The 22,064-nt window shown below is 53.7% G+C and carries 17 protein-coding genes; 2 read left to right on the top strand and 15 right to left on the bottom strand.

Translation table 11 applies throughout. The annotated features are described in order from the left end of the window. Window positions 1–403: 403 nt before the first annotated feature. The 4 genes from BLU70_RS13450 to BLU70_RS13435 form a co-directional block, all read right to left on the bottom strand. The gene (locus BLU70_RS13450) at window positions 404–613 is read right to left on the bottom strand and encodes a copper ion binding protein (RefSeq protein ID WP_074693810.1); all 210 of its coding nucleotides are present in this window, start codon (window positions 611–613) and stop codon (window positions 404–406) included. Between the two features lie 65 nt (window positions 614–678). Next, window positions 679–3,072 carry a heavy metal translocating P-type ATPase gene (locus tag BLU70_RS13445; protein WP_176780921.1) on the bottom strand — a complete coding sequence of 798 codons (2,394 nt, stop codon included), beginning with the start codon at window positions 3,070–3,072 and terminating at the stop codon, window positions 679–681. 70 nt (window positions 3,073–3,142) lie between these two features. Beyond that, window positions 3,143–3,421: a metal-sensitive transcriptional regulator gene (locus tag BLU70_RS13440; protein WP_074693805.1), complete on the bottom strand. Its 279-nt coding sequence runs from the start codon at window positions 3,419–3,421 to the stop codon at window positions 3,143–3,145. 173 nt (window positions 3,422–3,594) lie between these two features. Beyond that, complete coding sequence (locus BLU70_RS13435; protein ID WP_074693803.1) at window positions 3,595–5,757, bottom strand: peptide ABC transporter substrate-binding protein; 2,163 nt, start codon at window positions 5,755–5,757, stop codon at window positions 3,595–3,597. Between the two features lie 308 nt (window positions 5,758–6,065). On the opposite strand from BLU70_RS13435, the gene BLU70_RS13425 reads away from it, so the two are divergent. Next, window positions 6,066–6,974: an AraC family transcriptional regulator gene (locus BLU70_RS13425; RefSeq protein WP_244885226.1), complete on the top strand. Its 909-nt coding sequence runs from the start codon at window positions 6,066–6,068 to the stop codon at window positions 6,972–6,974. A 59-nt stretch (window positions 6,975–7,033) separates the two neighbouring features. Continuing rightward, entirely contained in the window at window positions 7,034–9,118 is a 2,085-nt protein-coding gene (locus tag BLU70_RS13420) for a beta-galactosidase (RefSeq protein ID WP_074693800.1), read from the top strand. Window positions 9,119–9,126: 8 nt separating this feature from the next. Here BLU70_RS13420 and BLU70_RS13415 read toward each other — a convergent pair whose 3' ends face one another. The 11 genes from BLU70_RS13415 to BLU70_RS13370 all read right to left on the bottom strand — a co-directional run. Continuing rightward, the gene (locus tag BLU70_RS13415) at window positions 9,127–10,341 is read right to left on the bottom strand and encodes an ammonium transporter (protein WP_074693812.1); all 1,215 of its coding nucleotides are present in this window, start codon (window positions 10,339–10,341) and stop codon (window positions 9,127–9,129) included. 3 nt (window positions 10,342–10,344) lie between these two features. After that, window positions 10,345–10,710, bottom strand: a complete 366-nt coding sequence (locus BLU70_RS13410) for a P-II family nitrogen regulator (RefSeq protein WP_006446013.1) — start codon at window positions 10,708–10,710, stop codon at window positions 10,345–10,347. 253 nt (window positions 10,711–10,963) lie between these two features. After that, window positions 10,964–12,472: an arabinosylfuranosidase ArfA gene (gene arfA, locus BLU70_RS13405; protein ID WP_074693797.1), complete on the bottom strand. Its 1,509-nt coding sequence runs from the start codon at window positions 12,470–12,472 to the stop codon at window positions 10,964–10,966. After that, entirely contained in the window at window positions 12,472–13,674 is a 1,203-nt protein-coding gene (locus BLU70_RS13400; RefSeq protein WP_074693793.1) for a sn-glycerol-1-phosphate dehydrogenase, read from the bottom strand. The genes arfA and BLU70_RS13400 overlap by 1 nt, the downstream gene beginning before the upstream one ends. A gap of 72 nt (window positions 13,675–13,746) precedes the next feature. Further along, the gene (araA, locus tag BLU70_RS13395; RefSeq protein ID WP_074693791.1) at window positions 13,747–15,228 is read right to left on the bottom strand and encodes an L-arabinose isomerase; all 1,482 of its coding nucleotides are present in this window, start codon (window positions 15,226–15,228) and stop codon (window positions 13,747–13,749) included. A gap of 60 nt (window positions 15,229–15,288) precedes the next feature. Continuing rightward, window positions 15,289–16,002 carry an L-ribulose-5-phosphate 4-epimerase gene (gene araD, locus BLU70_RS13390; protein WP_006446017.1) on the bottom strand — a complete coding sequence of 238 codons (714 nt, stop codon included), beginning with the start codon at window positions 16,000–16,002 and terminating at the stop codon, window positions 15,289–15,291. Next, a complete protein-coding gene (gene araB / locus BLU70_RS13385) occupies window positions 15,996–17,690 on the bottom strand; it encodes a ribulokinase (protein ID WP_074693789.1) in 1,695 nt (564 codons plus the stop codon). Before araB ends, araD begins: the two co-directional genes overlap by 7 nt. Before the next feature lie 87 nt (window positions 17,691–17,777). Then, entirely contained in the window at window positions 17,778–19,232 is a 1,455-nt protein-coding gene (locus BLU70_RS13380) for a sugar porter family MFS transporter (protein WP_074693787.1), read from the bottom strand. A 375-nt stretch (window positions 19,233–19,607) separates the two neighbouring features. After that, window positions 19,608–19,787: a hypothetical protein gene (locus BLU70_RS14795; RefSeq protein WP_244885225.1), complete on the bottom strand. Its 180-nt coding sequence runs from the start codon at window positions 19,785–19,787 to the stop codon at window positions 19,608–19,610. Next, window positions 19,784–21,574: a glycoside hydrolase family 127 protein gene (locus tag BLU70_RS13375; RefSeq protein ID WP_244885224.1), complete on the bottom strand. Its 1,791-nt coding sequence runs from the start codon at window positions 21,572–21,574 to the stop codon at window positions 19,784–19,786. Before BLU70_RS13375 ends, BLU70_RS14795 begins: the two co-directional genes overlap by 4 nt. A gap of 133 nt (window positions 21,575–21,707) precedes the next feature. After that, window positions 21,708–22,064, bottom strand: a 357-nt coding sequence (locus BLU70_RS13370) for a substrate-binding domain-containing protein (protein WP_176780920.1), incomplete at its 5' end; no start/stop codon positions are given.

Below are 22,064 nucleotides of genomic sequence, written 5' to 3'. Positions count from 1 at the left end.
TGCTGACCCCTGCCTGTTCAGCGTCACCTCTCGATGACGGTTACTAGCCTTGCTAGCGCGCAGACAGGTCTCCCCAGATAAGAACGGACTCTTTCCCCTCACGTACCTGCCGCAGTTTACTGCCGTAGCTCTTGGCGACTTAGGACTTCGTTGTGTGTAGGCAACTCGTCCAACTATGACAGCCTCAAATGCGATTCGTGTACCTCAGGTCGAGGGTTTGCCTCCAGCTTCCTTCAGATTCCACCTCACGGTGGACACCCTTGCTCTTGGCTAACGGTAGGTATGTCGCCAACCCCCGTTCGGGACTTACACCCTAAAGATTCCGCCCATGCTGGGCGTACTACTGAAAAACATGGCCCGGGTGAATGTCGGGCCATGTTTTCATTCGAGCTTATAACGCCCTTTAGGCAACGTCGTAGCCAGCGTCTTCAATGGCTTCCTTCAATTGCTCCACCGTTACCTTCGTATTGTCAAAGGTGACGGTCGCCTGATGTTGTTCCAGACTGACGTCGACGTTTTGCACACCTGCAATCGCGTGCAACGCCTTGCTGACGGACTGAACGCAGCCCGAGCAAGTCATGCCTTGGATGGCGATGGTTGTTGTTGTATCCATGTAATATCCTCCCTTTCCCGCCTTCCTTATGTTCGATGAAAGGTATGCTCGCGAAGCTCTCGGCTTCAATAACCATCCCCCTTCATCGCGCGATGGGCGCGCTTGAGCAGAAGACTGTTGGATACGACCGATACGGAGCTGAGTGCCATCGCAGCGCCAGCAATCATAGGACTCAACAGACCGATAGCGGCAAGCGGGACACCAAGGATGTTGTAGAAAAATGCCCAGAACAGGTTTTGGCGAATCTTTCTCATCGTCAGGCGCGAGAGCAAGATGGCACGAACAACGCCGTACATCTCGGATCGCACGAGTGCGATATCTGCAGCTTCGATGGCGACATCTGCCCCCGTACCCATGGCGATGCCGATATCCGCCGCCGCCAACGCTGGCGCATCGTTAATCCCGTCGCCCACCATGGCCACGATTCGACCTTGCTCCTTGAGTTCCTTGACTTTCGTCGCTTTGTCCGCAGGCAGGACACCCGCGATGACCCGCTGGATCCCAACCTGACTCGCCACCGCATGTGCGGTGCGCGCATGGTCTCCCGTGATCATCCACACGTCGATGCCCATACGAGCGAGTGCCTGCACAGTCCTCTTGGCATCCGATTTAACTCGATCCGCGATACCCAGGACACCCGCGAATGAACCGTCGATGGCAACGCAAACCACGGTCTTCGCCTGTTCCTCTAAATTGGCAACCATCGTCGGGTTAAGCCCTGCGATACCCTGTTCCTCAAGCCAACTGATCTGACCAATCAAAACTTGATGTGCCTCGACGGTACCGACAATGCCATGCCCTGGGATGGCCTCAACGCCAGTCGCAGTCGTATTCTCAATACCTCGCAGTTTGGCATACTCGGTCACTGCTCTCGCGAGGGGATGTTCGCTTTGCGCTTCCAAGGCCGCCGCAAATCGGATCAATTGCTCGCTATCTGTTCCTTCTGTAGGAAGGACATCCGTTACACTAGGTTTGCCTTCCGTGATCGTCCCCGTTTTGTCAAGAATCACCGCATTCACCTTGTGTGCAAGCTCCAAGTGTTCGCCGCCCTTGATCAAGATCCCGAACTCTGCCCCAAGGCCCGTTCCCACCATGATCGCGGTCGGAGTCGCTAAGCCTAGTGAACACGGACAAGCGATAACCAGTACCGCAACGGCCGCCAGGAGTGCGTGGCTCCACGTGCCAAACACACCCCAGAGAAGAAACGTCACGACTGCAACACCCAACACCGTTGGCACGAAAATACCTGAAATCTTGTCGGCCAACCTTTGCACGGGCGCCTTCGATCCCTGTGCCTGATTGACGAGTCGGATGACTTGTGCCAGTGCCGTGTCGGAGCCCACGCGGGTTACCTGCATTGTGAATGCATTTAGTTGATTTACGGAGGCACCGTAGACTGGGTGGCCAACTGTTTTGTTTACGGGTACGGACTCACCAGTCAGGAAGGATTCATCAATACTAGGAGAGCCTTCGACAATAAGGCCGTCGGCGGGTACTTTTTCCCCCGGACGGACGCGCAACACGTCGCCAACACGCAGTTGCTCAACAGCTACGTCCACTTCCTGACCGTCGCGAATCACATGTGCCTCTTTTGCAGCAAGACCAGCGATTGACTCCACAGCAGACGCCGATTGTTGTTTAGCCCGCGCCTCCAACAACTTTCCCATGAAAATAAGTGTGATAACCGTTGCCGAGCTATCGAAGTACGTATCCGAATGACCCAAGGCAGCCAGGATTGTGCTGTACACGTAAGCGACAGATGTCCCCAAGGCCACCAGGACATCCATGTTGGCGGCACCACCGCGCAGTGAATGATATGCGCCTTGATAAAACCTCCAGCCTACGTAGAACTGCACAGGCGTCGCGAGGGCAAAACTCAACCATATTGGCAAAAAGGCATGCCCGCCAGCCAGCATCACAAACATCTGGATGACAAGCGGCAGCGTCAACACGACCGAGCCCAAGAACGTATATAAATCGCGGCGATACCTTGCTTGTCGGCGACGGCGTTCGTCAACTTCATCGACGTTTTTCATCGCAACAGCGCCATACCCAGCCCTTTCAATGCGTGCAATAATGCCTTGCTCGTCGATCAGGCCAGGAACAAACTCTACTGTGCCCTTTTCGGACGCAAGGTTCACCTGTACAGACGCCACGCCGTCAGCCCGGCCCACAACCTTTTCAATGCGCGCCGCACAGGAAGCACAGGTCATACCATCAATTTTGAATTCTGCTGTCCTCAAAGGAACGGCATACCCGGTTTTTTCAATTCGTTCTTTGACGGTACGCCAATCCATCCCTGGACCAACCACAACCGTCGCTTTTTCCGAGGCGAGATTGACATGACATGACCGTACACCGTCTAAACGTGAAACCGTCTTTTCTATGCGTGCTGCACACGCGGCACACGTCATCCCTTCGACAGGCAAGACCAGTTCTTTTGCCTCTTGTTCCGCCATCATCAAGCACCCCCTTCAGTAAAGTCTTCTCGTGGAGATGGGCTTGTTGAGCTTGTATAGAAAAGCAAAATCACTTGATAAACTGCCGAATGACGTCCATCAACTCGTCAATCTTTTCATCTTCCGATGTGTGGTGATGGATGGCATCTGCAACGCAACCGCGCGTATGGGCTTCCAGAATTGACAATGCAACTTTGTGCGTCGCATTTTTAATGGCCGCCAACTGCGTGAGTAGGTCGACACAATACCGATCTTCTTCAATCATCTTCTGAACACCACGCACCTGTCCTTCAATCCGGCGCAGGCGTGTCAGCAAATCCGCTTTTTCCTTCGCGTAGGGATGGCCCATTCGATTCACCTCGTTCTGATATTTACTATACCCCCGTATGGTACATGAGTCAAATAAACTTATTCATCCGCACGTCCCAAAGGTATCACAGTAAAAGAACACCAAAAGGCCGTACCGCCAGCGACGTTCGGTACGGCCGATTTGCACTTTGTCTCAGCAACGAGTTGGACCAATTACTTGGCCGAAAGGTACTGCATTTGATAAAAGCCACCCCAGGACCAAGGATTGGGTTGTGCCCCGGTGACACCCGTGCGCTCCAAATAATACGTCTCCCCGTAGAACAGCGGGATCGTATAACCCTGTTGAATGAGCTGTGTCATCAATTTGGCCGCTGTGGAAGCGGAGGCAAACATGCTCGGGCTGTTTTGGTACTCTGCTTGCCACATGCGCCAGTTCTTCACATCAGCAGACTCGTTTTGATCCCAATACACTTGCACGTCGAGGCTGGATGTATTGATGCCACCACCACCAGATCCTTCGGTGTAAGGTGCGACGAACTTCCACGCTTGGACGTACGCCGCGTGCTTTGCCGTGGCAGATTTCGCCTGGTTCCAACTATTCACAATTTGATCCCACTGTTGCGTCAAGCTTAACGATCCCGGCGGATCCATGATGGCGCGCCACTGTGCCGGCTGTTGTGACGTCCACTTGTTAAGGTAGGCAATATCCGCCTTCGCGGCTTTCACCAGCGCCGACCACTGGCTCCACTTCACACCCTCATTCGGGTTATTAGGATCGCCGTACTTTTTAATCGAAGCTGGATCATACGGCGTGTTATACCACGGCAGGACGTGCTGTACAAATTGATTCGAGTAGCCGTACGTACCTGGCCAGTAGACCCCTTGGTCACCGCCAAGGTTGAGAGACGCCGGATCGAGATCGTTTGTGCCACCAACGGCCACGTTGTAACCAGGCTGAATATTCTGCTGTGGCCCTCCGTACGTCAAATTGCCCCAATCGGTTGCATTCAATTGCACAATCTTTGTCTGAATTCCGAGGTTTTGCTGTAACTCTTCCTGTACCGCTTCGGCAACAGGCACAGACTGCGGGCTCGAGCTCGGAACCTCAGCGTACAGGTAAATAGTGGGCAAGCCTTTGCCATTTGGATATCCTGCTTTTGCTAGCAACTGCTTAGCTTGAGCAATATTAGTCGGTATACCCTTCTCATATTTCGCCGTTGGCCAGCCAGGTACCGAGAACGTGTTCGTAATGCCACCCATGCCGCCGAGCACGTCGTTCACGATTGGTTGACGATCAATGGCCATCGCAATCGCCTGACGCACGGCGAGCTTATTCAGTGGCGATGGCACGGCAGAGTTGTCGTATTGCAAATAGGTAACCCCGTAATCAGGTGCCTTGTGCATCTCCGACTGCAGCTGACCGTGAGTCTTGACATATTGCAGATCCGAGGTCGAACCAATGGTCGTGACATCGATTTTGTTCGCCATAAAGTCCTCGACCGAAACGCTCGTCCCTGGCAGGACATCGATCTCTTTGGCGCTACCGAAATTCACCTCACCCGGATGGCCCACATACTTCGGATTGCGCACGAGGATGAGCGGACCGTTTGCTTGGAACGACTTCACCGTGTACGGCGCATCGCTGACGAAGTACTGTGGCAAAAACCAGTTGGTTGGATGCGCCTTGGCCACCTGCTCATTGATAGGCATCGATCCCGCCTCGGCGAGATCGCCCAAGATATAGTGCGGCGCGGAGGTGGTGATTTGCAGCGTATAGTTGTTGATCACCTTGAGTCCGACGGCGCTTGCCGGAACCGTCCCGGCGTGATAGGCATATGAATTTTTCACGACGTTAAGCACGCTGAGCCATAACTGGCCGTTGGGATTAGACGGGGACATCTGGCGCATATACGCGTAATAGAAGTCCTGCGCCGTCACCGGCTGACCATTTGACCAGCGCGCGTCTTTTCGCAATGTAAAGGTCCATGTTAAGCCGTTGTTCGACAACTTGTAACCAGCGGCGATTTTGGGTACGATTTCATTTTTTTGATTGTAGCCATAGAGTCCTTCCATGATGGTGCCCTGATCCACGAGAATCTGTGCACCCCATTGGGATGGATCGAGCGATGTGAGCGATGTGCCCGTTGGAGCTGAAATGCGGACGACCCCGTCGCTTACGCTTGGGCCAGCAGATACACTCGCCGCAGGTGCTGCTTGCGCTGTCATCGGAACGCCGCCATCGCCGTCCCCCCTCGTTACCAAGATAACCACCCCGGCTGCAATGACGCCTGCCGATACCAACAATCCTGCCGCTTTCTTGCGCGATCTCGGCACAAAGACCACCCTTTCTTCTGCGATTCGCTGCGTACGCAACACCGCCTAACCCGATAGCGCTTTCACCAAAGAGCAATTCTTTACGAAAACCGAATGTCGCCTGTCGCTCTCCAGATGCACAGTTCAGGTGGGACGCGGGCTGTTGAATGGAATTATAATCACGTCCTTACAACCCGCGCCTAACGATTCTGATGCAAAATGGTATCTTTTTGACATTTTCGCACTGTCTCTCGATACGTCTTCCTACTTGACAGAGAAGGCCTTCTCGACCATTCTGAAGAACGGATACGTTGAAATTTTCTGGTCATTGACTTGTATCCTGAAAGCGCTTGCGAATGGAGTGATGCGCCTTGGACGTTCGCGATCTGCTTGAGATGCGCACACACGGGGATACGATGTTTCACCTGCAGGTATACGAAGTCGTTCTCACGCGAGGGCCTTATCAGCAGACCGTCAACTTACATTGGCATGCGGAAACTGAATTTGTGTTAGTCACCGAAGGTACCGTGCGCTTTCGCGTCGGCCACCAGACGTTTGACGTCCCGGCAGGCCAGGCGGTGCTCGTCAACAGTGAAGAACTGCACAGCATGATTGCACCAAACAATGCCCCTAGCGTGTGCCAAGCTATTGTCTTTGACCTTGAGCTCCTCTGTAGTTGCGGATACGACCGCATCCAGCATCAGTTCATACAACCGCTGTTCGACAAACGACGCCGTTTCCCCACCCGAATTGAAGTGAAATGGCCTTTCGAACAACGGATTGTCGAACAACTATATGAAATCGTGCGGCTGTATGGCACCAAGGTTACCGGCTATGAACTTTTCATAAAGGCGTGTCTTTATCAAGTCATCGCCGAACTTGTCACGCATGACATGCTTTTGGGGGATTGTAGCAGCCAACACCTCGACGATGAGCGATCCGCCCGGCTCAAAAGGGTACTCACGTATATCGAAGAGCATCTTGGTGAACGCCTGCGGCTCGAAGACTTGTCCGCGCAGGCTCACATGAGCGAAGGACACTTTTGCCGCTTTTTTAAAGAGATGACACAGCAAAAACCTATGCAGTATATCAATGAACGCCGAGTCGATCTGGCCGCCAGACTCTTACAGGATCCCCGCCGCAGCATCACATCGGTTGCCATGGAACTCGGTTTTCATGACGTCAGCTACTTTATCAAGGTGTTCCGAGCACACAAAAACTGTACACCGCTCGCCTACCGAAAGCGGCTGCTCCAACACACCAGCAACGACAGCACATAAGTAAAGAAATCTGACATACCTATTCTATTAGTTCATTTTTCACATAGGGAGTGAAAGCAATGGCTCGCTACCCACTGATCAATCCTAAAGTAAAAGGCTTCTTACACGGGGGTGACTATAATCCAGAGCAATGGCTGGATCGCCCAGATATTCTCGCGGAAGACATTCGGCTGATGAAGCAAGCGCAGTGTAACGTGGTCTCGATTGGCATTTTTGCATGGGCTGCCTTAGAACCTGAAGAGGGCGTCTATCGGTTCGAGTGGTTGGATGACGTGCTTAATCGCCTTGCTGCAAATGGTATTTTCGCACTCTTGGCTACCCCCAGCGGCGCACGTCCTGCTTGGATGTCGGCAAAATATCCAGAAGTGCTGCGCGTTGAAGCAAATCGTCAGCGCAACTTGCATGGTCAGCGCCACAACCACTGTCCAACGTCACCCATCTACCGCAACAAGGTGCGCGAGATGAACCACCGCTTGGCCGAGCGCTATGCTCACCATCCGGCGGTCATTGGCTGGCATGTGTCCAACGAGTACGGCGGTGAATGTCATTGCCCACTTTGTCAAGACGCGTTTCGGGCGTGGCTGAAACAGCGCTATGGATCCCTCGAACGACTGAACCAGGCTTGGTGGACCGCGTTTTGGAGCCATACCTACACCGCTTGGTCACAAATTGAGTCACCTGCACCTCATGGAGAGAACCACATTCACGGGATGAACCTCGACTGGAAGCGTTTTGTCACGGCCCAGACGGTCGATTTTTGCCGCAACGAGATCGAACCACTTAAACAAATCAATCCCGACTTACCGGTGACGACGAATTTCATGGGCACCTACCCAGGTCTTGATTATTGGCAGTTTCGCGACGTGCTCGATGTCATTTCGTGGGATAGTTATCCCCTTTGGCATCGCGAATCGACGCTCATCGGCGAAGCGGTGCGCACGGCGATGATTCACGATCTCAATCGCTCTCTCGGCGGCGGGCAGCCCTTCCTGCTGATGGAGAGTACACCGAGCGTCACCAATTGGCAGCCCATCAGCAAGTTGAAACGGCCAGGCGTTCACTTGCTCACATCCCTGCAAGCCATTGCCCACGGTGCCGACTCGGTTCAATACTTTCAGTGGCGAAAAAGTCGCGGTTCCTGCGAGAAGCTGCATGGTGCTGTGGTCGATCACGCAGGTCATGCCAACACCCGCACGTTCCGTGACGTATCAGAGGTAGGCGACATGCTGCAAAAGATCAGCGAGATCGCAGGCACGAGTCCAGAGGTTCAGGCGGCCGTGATTCTCGATTGGGAGAACCGATGGGCCATTGAAGATGCAAAAGGTCCACGAAACACAGGAATGCATTACGAGCGCACGGTCATCTCTCATTATCGGGCATTGTGGGAACTTGGCATTCCGACCGATGTCATCAACATGGACTGCGACTTTTCTCGCTATAAGCTGGTGATCGCACCCATGCTGTACATGGTACGCCCAGGCGTGGCGGATCGGCTACGCGCGTTTGTGCAGGGCGGTGGTACCTTCGTTGCGACCTATTGGTCTGGTGTTGCCGATGAGAACGACTTGTGCTTTCTGGGCGGATTTCCCGGGCCACTACGAGACATCCTGGGCATCTGGTCAGAAGAAATCGATGCTTTATACGACGGAGAATCGAATCGAGTCGAATGTTGCCCGGGCAATATCCTACATCTCTCTGGTTCGTACAAGGCGTTTGAGTTGTGTGAATTGATACACGCGGAGACAGCAGACGTCTTGGCCACCTATCAAGAAGATTTTTATGCGAGTCGACCGGCTGTGACGGTGAACCAGTACGGCGAGGGCGTAGCCTATTACGTGGCGGCGCGATTGGAAGATGCATTTCAGCATGCCTTCTTCCAAGCCGTCGTGCAGGCAAGTGGGATCGAGCCTGTCGTTCGCTCGCAACTGCCCGCTGGCGTTAGCGCACAGGTGCGAACGGACGGGGCCCTAGATTACGTATTTCTGATGAACTTTACGCCCGTCAAAGCGAGCGTGCAGCTGGATAACAGAGTGTACGAACCGCTGTTTGGGACGGTACCGGAGAACGGCCATGTGGTTTTGCCCGGATATGGGGTCTCCGTGCTCAAGCGGCCACACATAGCGAGTGCATCGTATTCCTCATGATGTAACACTCAGATGTCTGTGAACCGTTCCAACTCGTTGTACGCCGGAATGCCGTGCGCGACAATGTCCAGGCCTTCTTCTTCTGTGTCGATCGCGACACGCAGGCCGATGGTGCGCTTCAATGCGAGGCCAATGACGAGCGACGTCAACAGCCCCCAACCGGCGTACACGAGACAACCGAGCAACTGTACCAACAACAAATGAACGGATCCTGTCGTGAAGAGACCATGCCCCGTATCAAACAGACCAACGCAAAACGTCCCCAACACGCCGCCGGCACCATGGACTGCGAAGGCGCCAACGGGATCGTCCACCTTCCACGTGTCCAGCCAGCCCGTTGCAAACACGACTAGCACGCCGGCGGCCAAGCCAATCACAATGGCAGCCCAATGGCCGACGTACGCACAGCCCGCTGTAATCGCGACCAATCCGGCTAAAACGCCGTTGATGGTCATACTCGGATCTGCGACCTTGAACTTGGTCATCGTCAGCAGGACGGCAGAGACGCCACCCGCGGCCGCGGCCAGAACGGTGTTTAATGCAATGCTCGGAAGGAGTACATTAAACGCACTGAGGGTACTCCCTGCATTGAAACCAATCCAGCCAAAACAAAGAATAAAGGCTCCGGCAGACGCAAGCGGGATGTTGCTTGGCGCAAACACGTTGACGCTACCATCGGCGTTGAATCGCTGACTGCGCGGCCCAACCGTATAGGCGAACCCCAGGGCCATAAAGCCACCCATAGCATGAATGGCTGCCGAACCCGCGAAATCCTCCATGCCCAGATTGGCCAGCCAGCCACTCTGCCCCCATACCCAGTGCGCTGAGATGGGATAGATGAGTGCACAGACCAGTACGACGATCACGACATATGCCGAAAATTTCATTCGCTCCGCAACAGCCCCGGAAATGATGGACGCAGTGGCGATGGCAAAGCCTATTTCAAACAGAACGAACGCCGCTTGCGGCAGGTGGCCCGGCGCAATCAAGCTACCCAAACCAATGAGATGAGCGTGATCGCGCCCGAATAGGAAATGGACGCCTACTAGATAAAACGCAAGTACTCCGAATGTGAGATCGACAAACACTTTCATCGTGACGTTGACCGCATTCTTGGTGCGTACGAAACCCGCCTCGAGCAGGCTGAAGCCGCCCTCCATGAAGAGGACCAGTCCGGCGGCCAGCACGACCCAGATAGCGTTGAGCGCGGTTTGTACAGACAACAACTATTTGTCCTCCCTCTTCTGGTTCAACTCGTCGATGGTCTCGTCCACGTCCCCCGTGCGAATGTTATATGCCTCGAGGATGTCATAGACAAAAATCTTCCCATCGCCTGTTTTGCCCGTTTGTGCCGCATTGATAATGGCGCGGATGGTTGGCTGAATATAGTTGTCCGACACCACAATCTCCAGCTTGATCTTCGGGTGCAGATTGATATCGTACACGTGGCCGCGGTAGACACCGACAGCATCCTTTTGTTGGCCGCGTCCCTGCACCGGAATCACCGTGAATCCAGACACGCCAACCTGACGCAGCGCCTTGATGGTGGGCTGCAACTTTTCCGGGCGAATAATGGCATCAATGCGTTTCAAACAAACTTCCTCCTCAATCGTACAACCGGCATCAGGACTATCCCATTCCCTGCCCGCTGTAACTGTTTAGCAGTGTACTTGTCTAATTTGGGTTTGTCCACGGCTCATGTGAGATTTCCTAACAAGCCTGCAATATAAATTGCGAAATCGTCTGAATTGGACTACCCATGCGCTAGCATATAGCATATTCGCCAGACAACAAAAGGGCCCTGGACAGGCAGGGCCCTTGCAAAAAGCCATCTTTCGGTTAGGGTTACACGCGCAATCGAATGACGTTCCAAGACAGTTTGGGTAATGGAGCGAAGAGCAAGCCCCCATCGACCTTTGCGCCTTGTGCATGCTGCGGAATCACTTCCTGTGGCTCTTCTTTCGTGTTCGCCGCTTTCAAATCCGAATGCACAAGCACCGTATGCTCGATCACGCTGGCTTGAGCAAACCCGCGGATGTCACATTCCAACTCGATGCCGCCATCTTGCGAACGGTTGACCGCAAAAATGGTCAACTCTCCGATATCCTGATTCCACACTGCAACGCTCTCGACCAGCGGCACGTCGGTAAATTCCTTACAATCGTACTTCGGCGATTGTAGCGAGCAGTGCATCACTTTCCCTCTACCGTACCGCGAAGCGTGCAAAAAGGGATAGTAAATGGTCTGTTTCCAGGACACCCCGCCGTTCTCCGTCATGATGGGCGCAATCACATTGACCAACTGAGCAAGACACGCCATCTTCACCCGATCCGCATGGCGCAAAAGCGTGATCAACAAACACCCGACAACAAGCGCATCTTCGACCGTATATACGTCCTCAAGCAACGGCGGGCCAACCTGCCACGGTGCAACTTGTTTGTCCGCTTCGTTTGAGTGAAACCACACATTCCACTCGTCAAACGAGATGTTGATGGTTTTCTTGCTGCGTTTTTTCGCTTTGACATAGTCACATGTCGCAATCACCGAACGGATGAAATGGTCCATATCGAGCGATTGAGCAAGGTACGTCGCGAGGTCATTCTCGCGATTTCCGTAGTAGCTGTGCATGGAAATGTACTCGACGTGATCGTATGTGTGTTCGAGGACAATTCGTTCCCAATCGGGAAACGTAGGCATCTTCGAGCCGGAGCTACCGCATGCGACAAGCTCTATCGACGGATCGACCCATTTCATGACCTTAGCCGCTTCTTCAGCGATTCGGCCGTATTCTTCGGCCGTTTTGTGCCCAATTTGCCACGGGCCATCCATCTCGTTGCCCAGGCACCACACCTTGATGCCGTGCGGCTGTTCATGGCCATGCGATTTTCGTAGATCGCTCCAATAACTGCCGCCAGGATGATTGCAGTACTCGACAATCTGCTTCGCTTCGTCGATACCACGGGTGCCGAGATTGACAGCCATCATGACTTCGGAGTTTGCCCGCTTGGCCCACTCGACAAATTCGTTGACACCTACACGATTGGGTTCCAAGCTTCGCCAAGCGAGATCGAGTTGGGCGGGCCTGGACGCAAGCGGCCCCACCCCGTCTTCCCAACGATAACCTGACACAAAGTTGCCTCCCGGGTAGCGCACGATGGGCACCTGGAGTTCGCGCACCAGGTCGAGGACGTCCTGACGGAAACCCATTTCGTCGGCGGACGGGTGGTCAGGCTCGTAAATACCCCCATATACGGCGCGCCCGAGATGCTCGATGAACGACCCGAACAACCTTGGATCGACATCGGCGAGCTGGTACTGCGGATCAATCGTCATACGTGCAATCGACTTGGACATTATGCATTCTCCTTGTGGAAAGACATAGGTTCATTCAAAAACCGGAGCATGGTATATCGATTTCGCAACCTGTGCGCACGTGTAAGACTCGCGGCCACCAAAGCAGCGTCAATCCCGAGTTCTGCTGGCTCCTCGACCCCGCCAGCAAGCCGAATCCACGCGCGGATATCGTCAGCCGAAGGCAGACCTGCGAGCAAGTGAGATACGGCTTCGACCCGCTCGGCATATCCTTCTTGTCCCGACCTGCCTTCTAAGCTTTGCATGACCGCCAGCACATTCTTTTTGTACGTTTCCGCGATCACGACGCTCGCCGCCCCCACCTTCAAGCCATGAAGCACCTGTGGTTTGCCTGTTCGCAACAACTCCATCTCCCAATCATGAGACAGATGATGTTCACCCCCCGAGGCGGGGTAAGACTGTCCAAACAATAGCATGGCAAGGCCCGATAGAATCAAAGCACGCATCAGGATGGAGATCCCTTCCGGGCCACCAGCTTGGATCTCATGCACGTGATCGACACATGTTTCTAAGGCCTTGGCCGTCAGTGTCGCAATCCACGGACAATAAGGTTCATCAGCAACCAGATGTCCAAAATTCCAATCCGCAAGCGATGTGAACTTCCCAATCATGTCGCCAAATCCAGACGCAGCCAACCGCCTTGGAGCCTGAACCAATACGTTCACGTCTGAAAACACCGCGATGGGTGCTTGCGTTTGGAATGTCTGCTTCACCCCCCGTACAATCAACGGCGCCCCCGCCGATGTGAATCCATCGACCGACGCGGCGGTTGGAATTGAAATAAACGGTATCCTCATCTTAAAACTGCAGAAGCGTGCGATATCATGAACCGTACCGGCGCCGACCGCCAGTATCGCTTCGGTTTGAGGCGAGCATGCGAGAAAGCCTTGCACGAGTGTCCTCTCATCAGCCACCACGTCGCCATTCACATCCGGCTCCATGATGCAGACACTCAAGGTCACAGCGAGCTCTTTCAACCTATTAGCCAATTCCTGTCCCGCCGCGCGAAACGTGTTTGCATCGGCAAAGATGCATACATGTTGAAACGAAGATTTTACAAATGCCGCAGCCCGTCGCAAAGCATCCGGCTCCACGACAATTTCGCGAATCTCGATAGGATGATGCGTCAGCCCACATGAACACTCGGCTGCGAGGTGATTCAATTCCTCAATCGTCCAATCCATAGCGCGCCCCACCCTCCCGTGAACACAAACAGGGCTGCACCACGCAGCCCTTATCTATCCGTCTGAAACGCATCACCGATAACACACTTCATTCCAGCGCAGCTCATTTTGAATGGAGACCGGATTCGTCGTCTGGTCGATCACGATGCATTCCACGCCTGCCATTTGCGCAAAATCCCGAAGTTGCTCGACGTGTACGCGATACGAAAAACAAGTGTGGTGCGCGCCCCCAGCCAAAATCCAACTCTCCGCGGCCGTGGATAGCGAAGGCAGCGGCCGCCACAACACGCGTGCAACTGGCAATTTGGGCATGTCCCTATCGGGTTGTACCGCATCCACTTCGTTGACCACAAGGCGAAAACGATGCCCGAGGTCGACGAGAGTCGCCTGCACGGCGCGGCCACTCGCCCCGTCGAACACAAGGCGCGCCGGATCTTCCTTACCACCAATCGACAGTGGGTGCACCTCGATACGTGGGCGCGTCGCTGCAATTGTCGGACAAACCTCCAACATATGTGCACCGAGCACCAATTCATTCCCCGGTTCGAAGTGGTAAGTGTAATCCTCCATGAAAGACGTGCCTTCGCCGCGCGCCATAACCTTCATCAGGCGGACGAGTGCCGCCGTCTTCCAATCCCCTTCGCCACCGAACCCATACCCGTCTGCCATCAAGCGCTGTACAGCCAAACCAGGCAATTGCCGCAACCCATGCAAATCTTCAAAGGTTGTCGTGAATGCGTGAAATCCGCCCTCTTCCAAAAACGCACGCAACCCTAGTTCGATACGCGCCTGTTCGCGAACCGCATCGCGCAGTGCCCCTTCCGATCGCACCGCCGGATCGAAGTCGTACAACGTCTCATACTCGTCCATCAATTGGTCGACCTGTTGCTCGGAGATAGCCTGAACACGTTCAACAAGATCGCCAACGCCATAGCCGTTGACCGACCAGCCTAGTTGCAACTCCGCCTCCACCTTATCTCCTTCGGTGACGGCCACCTGTCGCATGTTATCGCCAAAGCGAGCGACGCGGATCTGCCTGCTCTCCGCAAAGGCCGCCGCCGTCTGCGCCCAATCGCGAATACGCGCCTGAACAGCCTCGTTCTGCCAGTGCCCAACCACGACTTTGCGCGCAATGTTCATGCGGCTGACCATGAAGCCAAACTCGCGATCGCCATGCGCAGACTGGTTCAGGTTCATAAAGTCCATGTCGATGCTGTCCCACGGGATGTCGCGATTAAACTGCGTATGCAAGTGCAACATGGGTTTGTGTAGCACCGACAAACCATGAATCCACATCTTTGCCGGAGAGAACGTATGCATCCAGACGATCACCCCCGCACAGCGATCGTCCGCATTGGCCTCGAGACAAAAGCGTCGAATTTCCTCCGAGTCTTTGAGTACGGCCTTAAAGGTAATCGCATGAGCCGGCTGGACGACTTGGGTCAGGGTCTGCGCGACCTCGCGGGCGTGTCGTTCAACTTCTTCCACGACTTCCGGCCCGTAGAGAAACTGACTGCCTACAGCAAACCAAAACTCATAAGACTTCAACTGCATATTTGCATCCTCCATTTTGACGACTTGTTTGACACACACAGCCACCGTTGTCCGGACAAGTCAGTGTGTGCTCACGCGATTCGTTTGCCCGTAATACGCATGGGCACCGTGTTTCCGGTAATAGTGCTTATCAAGGAGAAATTGATCAATGGCGGCCCAGTTCTCGTTCAAGCGAACCGTATTGAGCGCCATCTTTGCGACAATTTCAAGGACAACCGCGTGATAGACCGCATCCTGGGGATCTTTCCCCCAGCAAAACGGCGCGTGATTGGCGACGAGAATGCCTGGCATGGCTTTCGGATCGAGTCCCAACTCTGCAAACGTTTCGACGATCACGTTGCCTGTCTCTAACTCGTAAGCCTGCTCCACTTCGGTTTGCGTCAACTTGCGAGTGCACGGGATATCCCCGTAAAAGTAATCCGCATGCGTCGTGCCTAAAGCCGGGATCGGCATGGCGGCCTGTGCCCACATCGTGGCCCACGGTGAATGGGTATGAACGATCCCGCCAATTTCGGGGAATGCCTTATAGAGTACGAGATGTGTTGGCGTGTCGGAGGATGGACGCAGATCGCCCTCGATGACGTTGCCGTCAAAGTCGACCACCACCATATCCTCCGCCGTCAGCTCTTCATAAGGCACGCCGCTAGGCTTGATGACCACAAGGGAGTCCGCCCGTGAAATACCGCTCACGTTGCCCCACGTAAAGGTGACGAGTTCATGTTTAGGCAATGCGAGGTTGGCTGCCAACACCGCTTGTTTCAATTCCTCTAACATACCGGCACCCCATCCTTTGTCGTTGCACTTTTCAGTTGCTTCAAAGTCTTCATCACGTTGTTCTCGCCGCGCCCGAAATAGTCATACAAGCGTGCATACTCGGCGTACAGCACGTCATAGACCTTCACGGCATCTTCTTGCGGCAGATAGGCATCCGGCTTCACGCCCCCCATTTCACGGGCGGCATCCTGGATGGAGTCGTAGCCACCGTTGGTCTTGCCCGCCGCAACCGCCCCAAACATGGCCGAGCCCAACGCAGGTGTCTGCGACGATGCGCCAATGCGAATTGGCATGTTTAACACATCGGCGTAAATCTGCATCATCAAGTCGTTCTTTTCAGCAATCCCGCCGCAGGCATAAACCTCATCAACTGGCACGCCATATTCGCGGAACGTCTCGACAATCATCCGCGTTCCAAACGCCGTCGCCTCAATCAACGCCCGATAGATTTCCTCCGGCTTCGTGGCAAGTGTCGCGCCAAGCAACATCCCAGTTAAATCGGCATCCACTAGCGTCGAACGATTGCCGTTCCACCAATCGAGCGCCAAAAGCCCACTTTCACCGGGCCGCAAAGCTTTGGCCTTTTGGGTAAGCAACTGGTGAATACCTACCCCCTGTCGATTCGCTTCTTCCACATAATTAACGGGTACACACTGTTCGATGAACCATTCAAAGTGGTCCCCGACGCACGACTGTCCAGCCTCGTATCCCATATACCCAGGGATAATCCCGTCCTCGACAACGCCACACATACCTGGCACCATGCGCTCTTCCGTCCCAAGCAAGACATGGCACGTCGAAGTACCCATGATCATCAGGAGTTTGCCTGGTTCCGTAATCCCTACAGCGGGCATCGAGACGTGCGCGTCGACGTTAGCAACGGCCACCGGAGTACCAGGTCGAAGCCCTATGAGGTTGGCTGCCACCTCGGTCAACTCACCGGCGCGCGTGCCAATAGGCCGAATCTCTCCCCGCAACTTGTCGTCGATGACGTTTTCCAACCGCGGATCGAGCGCACGAAAGAAGTCTTGACTGGGATACCCGTCGCGTTTGTGCCAAATGGCCTTGTACCCCGCAGTACACGAGTTACGAACCAGCTTTCCTGTCAACTGCATAACGACCCAGTCTGCGGCTTCCACCATGACGTCCGCTGCATCATAAATCTCTGGCGCCTCATTGAGGATTTGCCATAGCTTTGGGAGCATCCACTCGGACGATATTTTGCCTCCGTATCGCGCCAAAAAGGTCTCGCCGCGAGAAGTTGCGGTGTCGTTCAGGCGATTCGCTTCGTCTTGTGCTGCATGATGTTTCCAAAGCTTCACATAGCTGTGCGGGTGACTTGCAAACTCAGCACGCATACAAAGCGGCGTGCCGTCCGCTGCGATAGGCAACATTGTGCAAGCCGTAAAGTCAATGCCTATACCGATAACGTCAGCGGGTTCCACGCCAGCGGCTTGGAGCAGTTGCGGAATCGTCTCATGCAATACCTCTAAGTAGTCGCCAGGGTGTTGTAAGGCCCAGTCGTCTGCTAAGCGAGTCACGCCATCCGGCAAATACGCGTCCATGACGCCGTGCGTATATGCCTTCACAGCCGTCGCCACTTCACGACCCGTTCCGATTTCCACCAAAACGGCTCGCCCTGACTGTGTACCGAAGTCGACCCCGATGCTGTACTTCGCCATATTCATCACCATAACCCATCGTTTAGTGGAACCGCTCTCACTAACAAATTGTACTTACAACTACGAACGATAACAACGACTCATTCGTACAAGTTAGCGCGAAAAATTGGCCTTTTGCACTGAATTCGGGTCTTGTGCGGAAGATCCCTTGCGCATCGAAGCCTTGCCACGCATCCAAAACTGTTCAATTTCCTCAAGCGACTTGTTTTTTGTCTCCGGGACGAGCATGCTCACAAACACAAAGCAAACTACATTGATGGCTGCAAAGATCCAGAATGTATCGGCACCGCCAAGTCCATTGAGCAACATGGGTGTAAATTGACCAATGGCCCAGTTTGCGCCCCATAGGAAGATGGTCGCAACGCCTGCAGCTCGTGCCCGCAGGTGATTCGGGAAGATCTCCGGAATCATGATCCACGGGATAGGACCCATCGAAACGCTGAAGGCGGCGGTAAAGCCCATGATAAAGAGAATTAACCAGAACCCGTTGGAAATGTGGAAAAAGAACGTCGCCCCCATTAGAGCCATGAATATCGCCATCAGCGCGGAACCAATTTGCATGAGCCGGCGGCGTCCAACGCGATCGATCAAAAACACCGCAACGACTGTGAACACGACCCACATCGCACCGAAAAAGGCTTGGATAGAAAAGTCGGAGTTCAAACCGAAGCCAACCATTTTAAAGATTTCAGGCCCATAATATGTGACCGCATTCATGCCAATGACTTGATTGAACAAAGCAAGCAGAATCCCAACCACGAGCGCCTTGCGCAGACCTGGTTTCAGCAAATCGCCTACGCTACTACTTGCTTCATTGCGCAGTGAGTCCTCAATGGTCTGCAACTCGGTTTTCGCGACGGACTCCCCGTTGATTTTCGTCAAGATAGCGAGGGACTGTTCACTGCGCCCGGCCTTAACCAACCAGCGCGGGCTTTCTGGAGCAAACAATAACACGAAAAAGAAAATCGCGGCTGGCACCGCACCGAGCCCAAGCATCCACCGCCACCCGGTGTGTGTGTCCCATGCGACGGTACCTGACCTTTGGATGAGAAAATTGGTTACATACGTTGCGGATATGCCGATGATAGTAAGCAACTGGTAGAGCGACGAGAGTGCACCGCGAATACGAGGGGGCGCACATTCGGAGATGTACGTGACGGACAGCGATGATCCCATGCCAATGCCCAAACCACCAATGATACGTGCAACAATGAGTACGGTTACATCAGACGAAAACGCTGACACGATGGCTGCGATTGCAAACAGGAAAGCCGCTGTCATCAGAACCTTGCGTCGACCGATGCGATCACTCATGAAGCCGGATACACCAACACCTATGACACCGCCAATCATAATGCTGGAAATGACAAGCCCTTGCATGAAGGCACTCAGGTTATAGAGCGTTTTCAAGAACCCAATCGCACCAGAAATTACGGCCGTATCGTAACCGTACAGTAAACCTCCAAGAGCAGCTGCGCAAGAAATCATGACGACATATAGAGCCGAGCCAGTCTGCTGAGGCCTTCCTTGTGATATGGAGCGACTCATCGATAATTCCTCCTTCCGGGTACATCAAACTTCTCGCGAAACACGAGTAACCATAGGTACCATGGGCAATAAACGAACCAACTAGCCCCCCTCGTAGAATCCGTTTACAAATGTGCGGATGAATATTAGTTATACTATATTTGTACGTACAACTTGTAGGATAATGCGCTTTATTGGCTTTGTCAATCCAAACTGATTTTGTGATGGTCCAGGGGCTTGGTCGAGGCAGCACCATACGCAAAGTTTTCCTTCGGCAGACGTCGCGACAATATAAGGGAGTGTATAGCGGAGGCTGGCGCTAAGAACATGCCCCAGACAGGATTCGAAAGCCCTGCCTGGAGGCATACCCACAAAATCCTCAGAACGAGTTCACCTTCATGTTTGGGCCCTTAACCAGACCGCCATTTCGCCCGAACCGCGATTCCCCCATAAGAAATACGGAATCGCTCGTATCTGTGACGACAGTTCCGACTCTGTCTCCGCATTCAATGGTCGATATAAAACATCGCTTGGCCACGCCGAGTCGTCGCGGCGAGTGGCATCGACATCGATCACGACAGCCGGCACACCTGCGACGTCGCACCGTTTTCTCTAAGTTTTGCATGTGTGTCGATGGCTACTGACGCGAGATTGGCTCCGTTGTCGGCCTCCTCCACGCAATAAACAATTGGCCCTCGCTCAATGGCAACCATTCCATTTGTGGCACGTACCTGTGGGTGGCTCACGACGAATGTAGCCTTCATAGGCAGGTCAAGTTCCAGTACATCTCCATCAGTCCACGTACGTTCAATTTCGATGTAACCATCCTTTGTGGTCACGGAGGCAATGGATAGCAAATTACCATTCACGCGTACCGAAGGCGTATTAGCACACCAACTGGGAATCCGTAAAGCCAGAGATAAATTCACGGGGCCTTCGCCCAGTGCTACACGAAACTTCACCCGGCCCTGCCACGGCATTTCCGAATCCTGAATCAGTACAATTTCTCGCCCACCGACCGAAAAGCTCGCTTCACTACCAATGTAAAGATGTACATATACCTTGCCTTTTTCCTCGTCGATGGTGTAAATGTAGTCACCCAGCGACATCATAAGTCTTGCAACATTGGGCGGGCAACAGGCACATCCGAACCACGCCTGACGTACGGGCTTTACATGCTTGCGGTCCGGATTTTGAATATTTGCTGGCGGCCACAAAGCCAGGGGATTCACATAGCAGTAGTGCTTCCCGTCCAATGCCACGCTACCTATGACGACGTTATATAGCGCACGCTCCATTACGTCAGCATACTTACGTTTCGGGGCGATTCTTATCATCCTGTTTGCAAAAAAGATGAGCCCAATAGATGCACACGTTTCCGCGTAGGCAGTCTCGTTCGGTAAATCATAATCAAAGGTGAAAGCCTCACCGTGCCGCGTGGACCCAATTCCACCAACGATATACATTTGCCGTCCTGTGACGTCATGCCACAGGCGCTCGCAAACTTTATGCAAGTCTGCATCACCCGTCAGGCGCGCAATGTCCGCCATCGCGGTATACATGTATACCGCACGCACCGCATGGCCGACGGCCTCGTCCTGTTCGCGAACCGGTTTGTGTGCTTGGTGATACGCCAAGTCAGGTTTACTTTGCTTGTTTGTCCGCCAAAACGACTCTCCCCCACGCCTTTCCCATTCTTCACGCAGAAAGTTTGGCTCCGTGCCACGCGCTTCAAGAAAGTAGCACGCTAGGTCAAGATGACGCCGGTTATGCGTTACACCGTATAACTTGATGAGCGCGAGTTCAATCTCTTGATGACCATCGTAACCGTGAATCTTTCCCTCCTCAGGCCCAAATGTATCTGCGATATAGTCAACAAACTTGCACATGGCATCAAGCAGCTTGCGCTTACCTGTCGCTACAAAATAAGCCACAGCAGCCTCCAGCATGTGACCAGCGCAATACAATTCATGACATTCCATAAGATTTGTCCATCGCTTCTCTGGCGCTGCAATGGTGAAATAAGTGTTCAAGTAGCCATCTGGTTGTTGCGCGGCCACGATGATATCAATGACCTCATCAGCCACTCGCTCAAGCTCAGGATCCCGATGAGACCGCAATGCATATCCGACAGCCTCCAACCACTTGGCCACATCACTGTCCTGGAACACCATCCCGGTGAAACCGCCTTCATCCATGCCTGCTGCAATCCGGAAATTGCGAACAACACCACTTGGTTCCACCCCAACAATCCGGTCATTCAAAATGTCGTACTGATAAGGAATCACAACTGTCCGAACGAGTTCCTGATACGCAGACCAAAATGGCGATGCCAGTTGTACGGATAAGTGATCGCGAATCACAATTCTTCCCTCCTGCGCCTTAAGTCCTACTGGTACAATCGAATTCCATGTGCACGCTTTTCATTTGAACCTAGGCGAGCAATTCGAAGTTTCCTTTCCGACTCTGTGTGTCATACACTACGGGTGATGCTCATCACCCTATTCTCGCCGTTGACTGCCTGACCACCAACTTGGGTTCGTAGACGATGGATTGCGGACCCTCGCCATCGCGTTTCCCGCGGTCAATGGCACGCATCACCCATTTCGCCGCATCCAAACCCATCTGCATCTTGGGATGCTCCACGGTTGTCAACTTGATCTCCGTCGCCTCAGCTAAGTACGAATCATCGTAGCCTACCAGCGATACGTCATCCGGCACACTCAACTCCAACTCCCGCATGACGTCCAACACTCTTATGGCCAACTGGTCGTTATAGCACACCACGCCCGTCGGGCGCTCGTTGCTATCCTGACTCAGTACCTCCCGTACACGACGAAGTACGTCGCTACT

It is taken from the genome of Alicyclobacillus hesperidum, assembly GCF_900107035.1.
Lineage (GTDB): Bacteria > Bacillota > Bacilli > Alicyclobacillales > Alicyclobacillaceae > Alicyclobacillus > Alicyclobacillus hesperidum.
This window is presented reverse-complemented; position numbering and strand designations above follow the sequence as displayed.

Coding starts and splice junctions, on each gene's coding strand:
- BLU70_RS13450 (WP_074693810.1), bottom strand. CDS start 613: ATGGATACAACAACAACCATCGCCATCCAAGGCATGACTTGCTCGGGC.
- BLU70_RS13445 (WP_176780921.1), bottom strand. CDS start 3,072: ATGGCGGAACAAGAGGCAAAAGAACTGGTCTTGCCTGTCGAAGGGATG.
- BLU70_RS13440 (WP_074693805.1), bottom strand. CDS start 3,421: ATGGGCCATCCCTACGCGAAGGAAAAAGCGGATTTGCTGACACGCCTG.
- BLU70_RS13420 (WP_074693800.1), top strand. CDS start 7,034: ATGGCTCGCTACCCACTGATCAATCCTAAAGTAAAAGGCTTCTTACAC.
- arfA (WP_074693797.1), bottom strand. CDS start 12,472: ATGTCCAAGTCGATTGCACGTATGACGATTGATCCGCAGTACCAGCTC.
- BLU70_RS13400 (WP_074693793.1), bottom strand. CDS start 13,674: ATGGATTGGACGATTGAGGAATTGAATCACCTCGCAGCCGAGTGTTCA.
- araA (WP_074693791.1), bottom strand. CDS start 15,228: ATGCAGTTGAAGTCTTATGAGTTTTGGTTTGCTGTAGGCAGTCAGTTT.
- araD (WP_006446017.1), bottom strand. CDS start 16,002: ATGTTAGAGGAATTGAAACAAGCGGTGTTGGCAGCCAACCTCGCATTG.
- araB (WP_074693789.1), bottom strand. CDS start 17,690: ATGAATATGGCGAAGTACAGCATCGGGGTCGACTTCGGTACACAGTCA.
- BLU70_RS13380 (WP_074693787.1), bottom strand. CDS start 19,232: ATGAGTCGCTCCATATCACAAGGAAGGCCTCAGCAGACTGGCTCGGCT.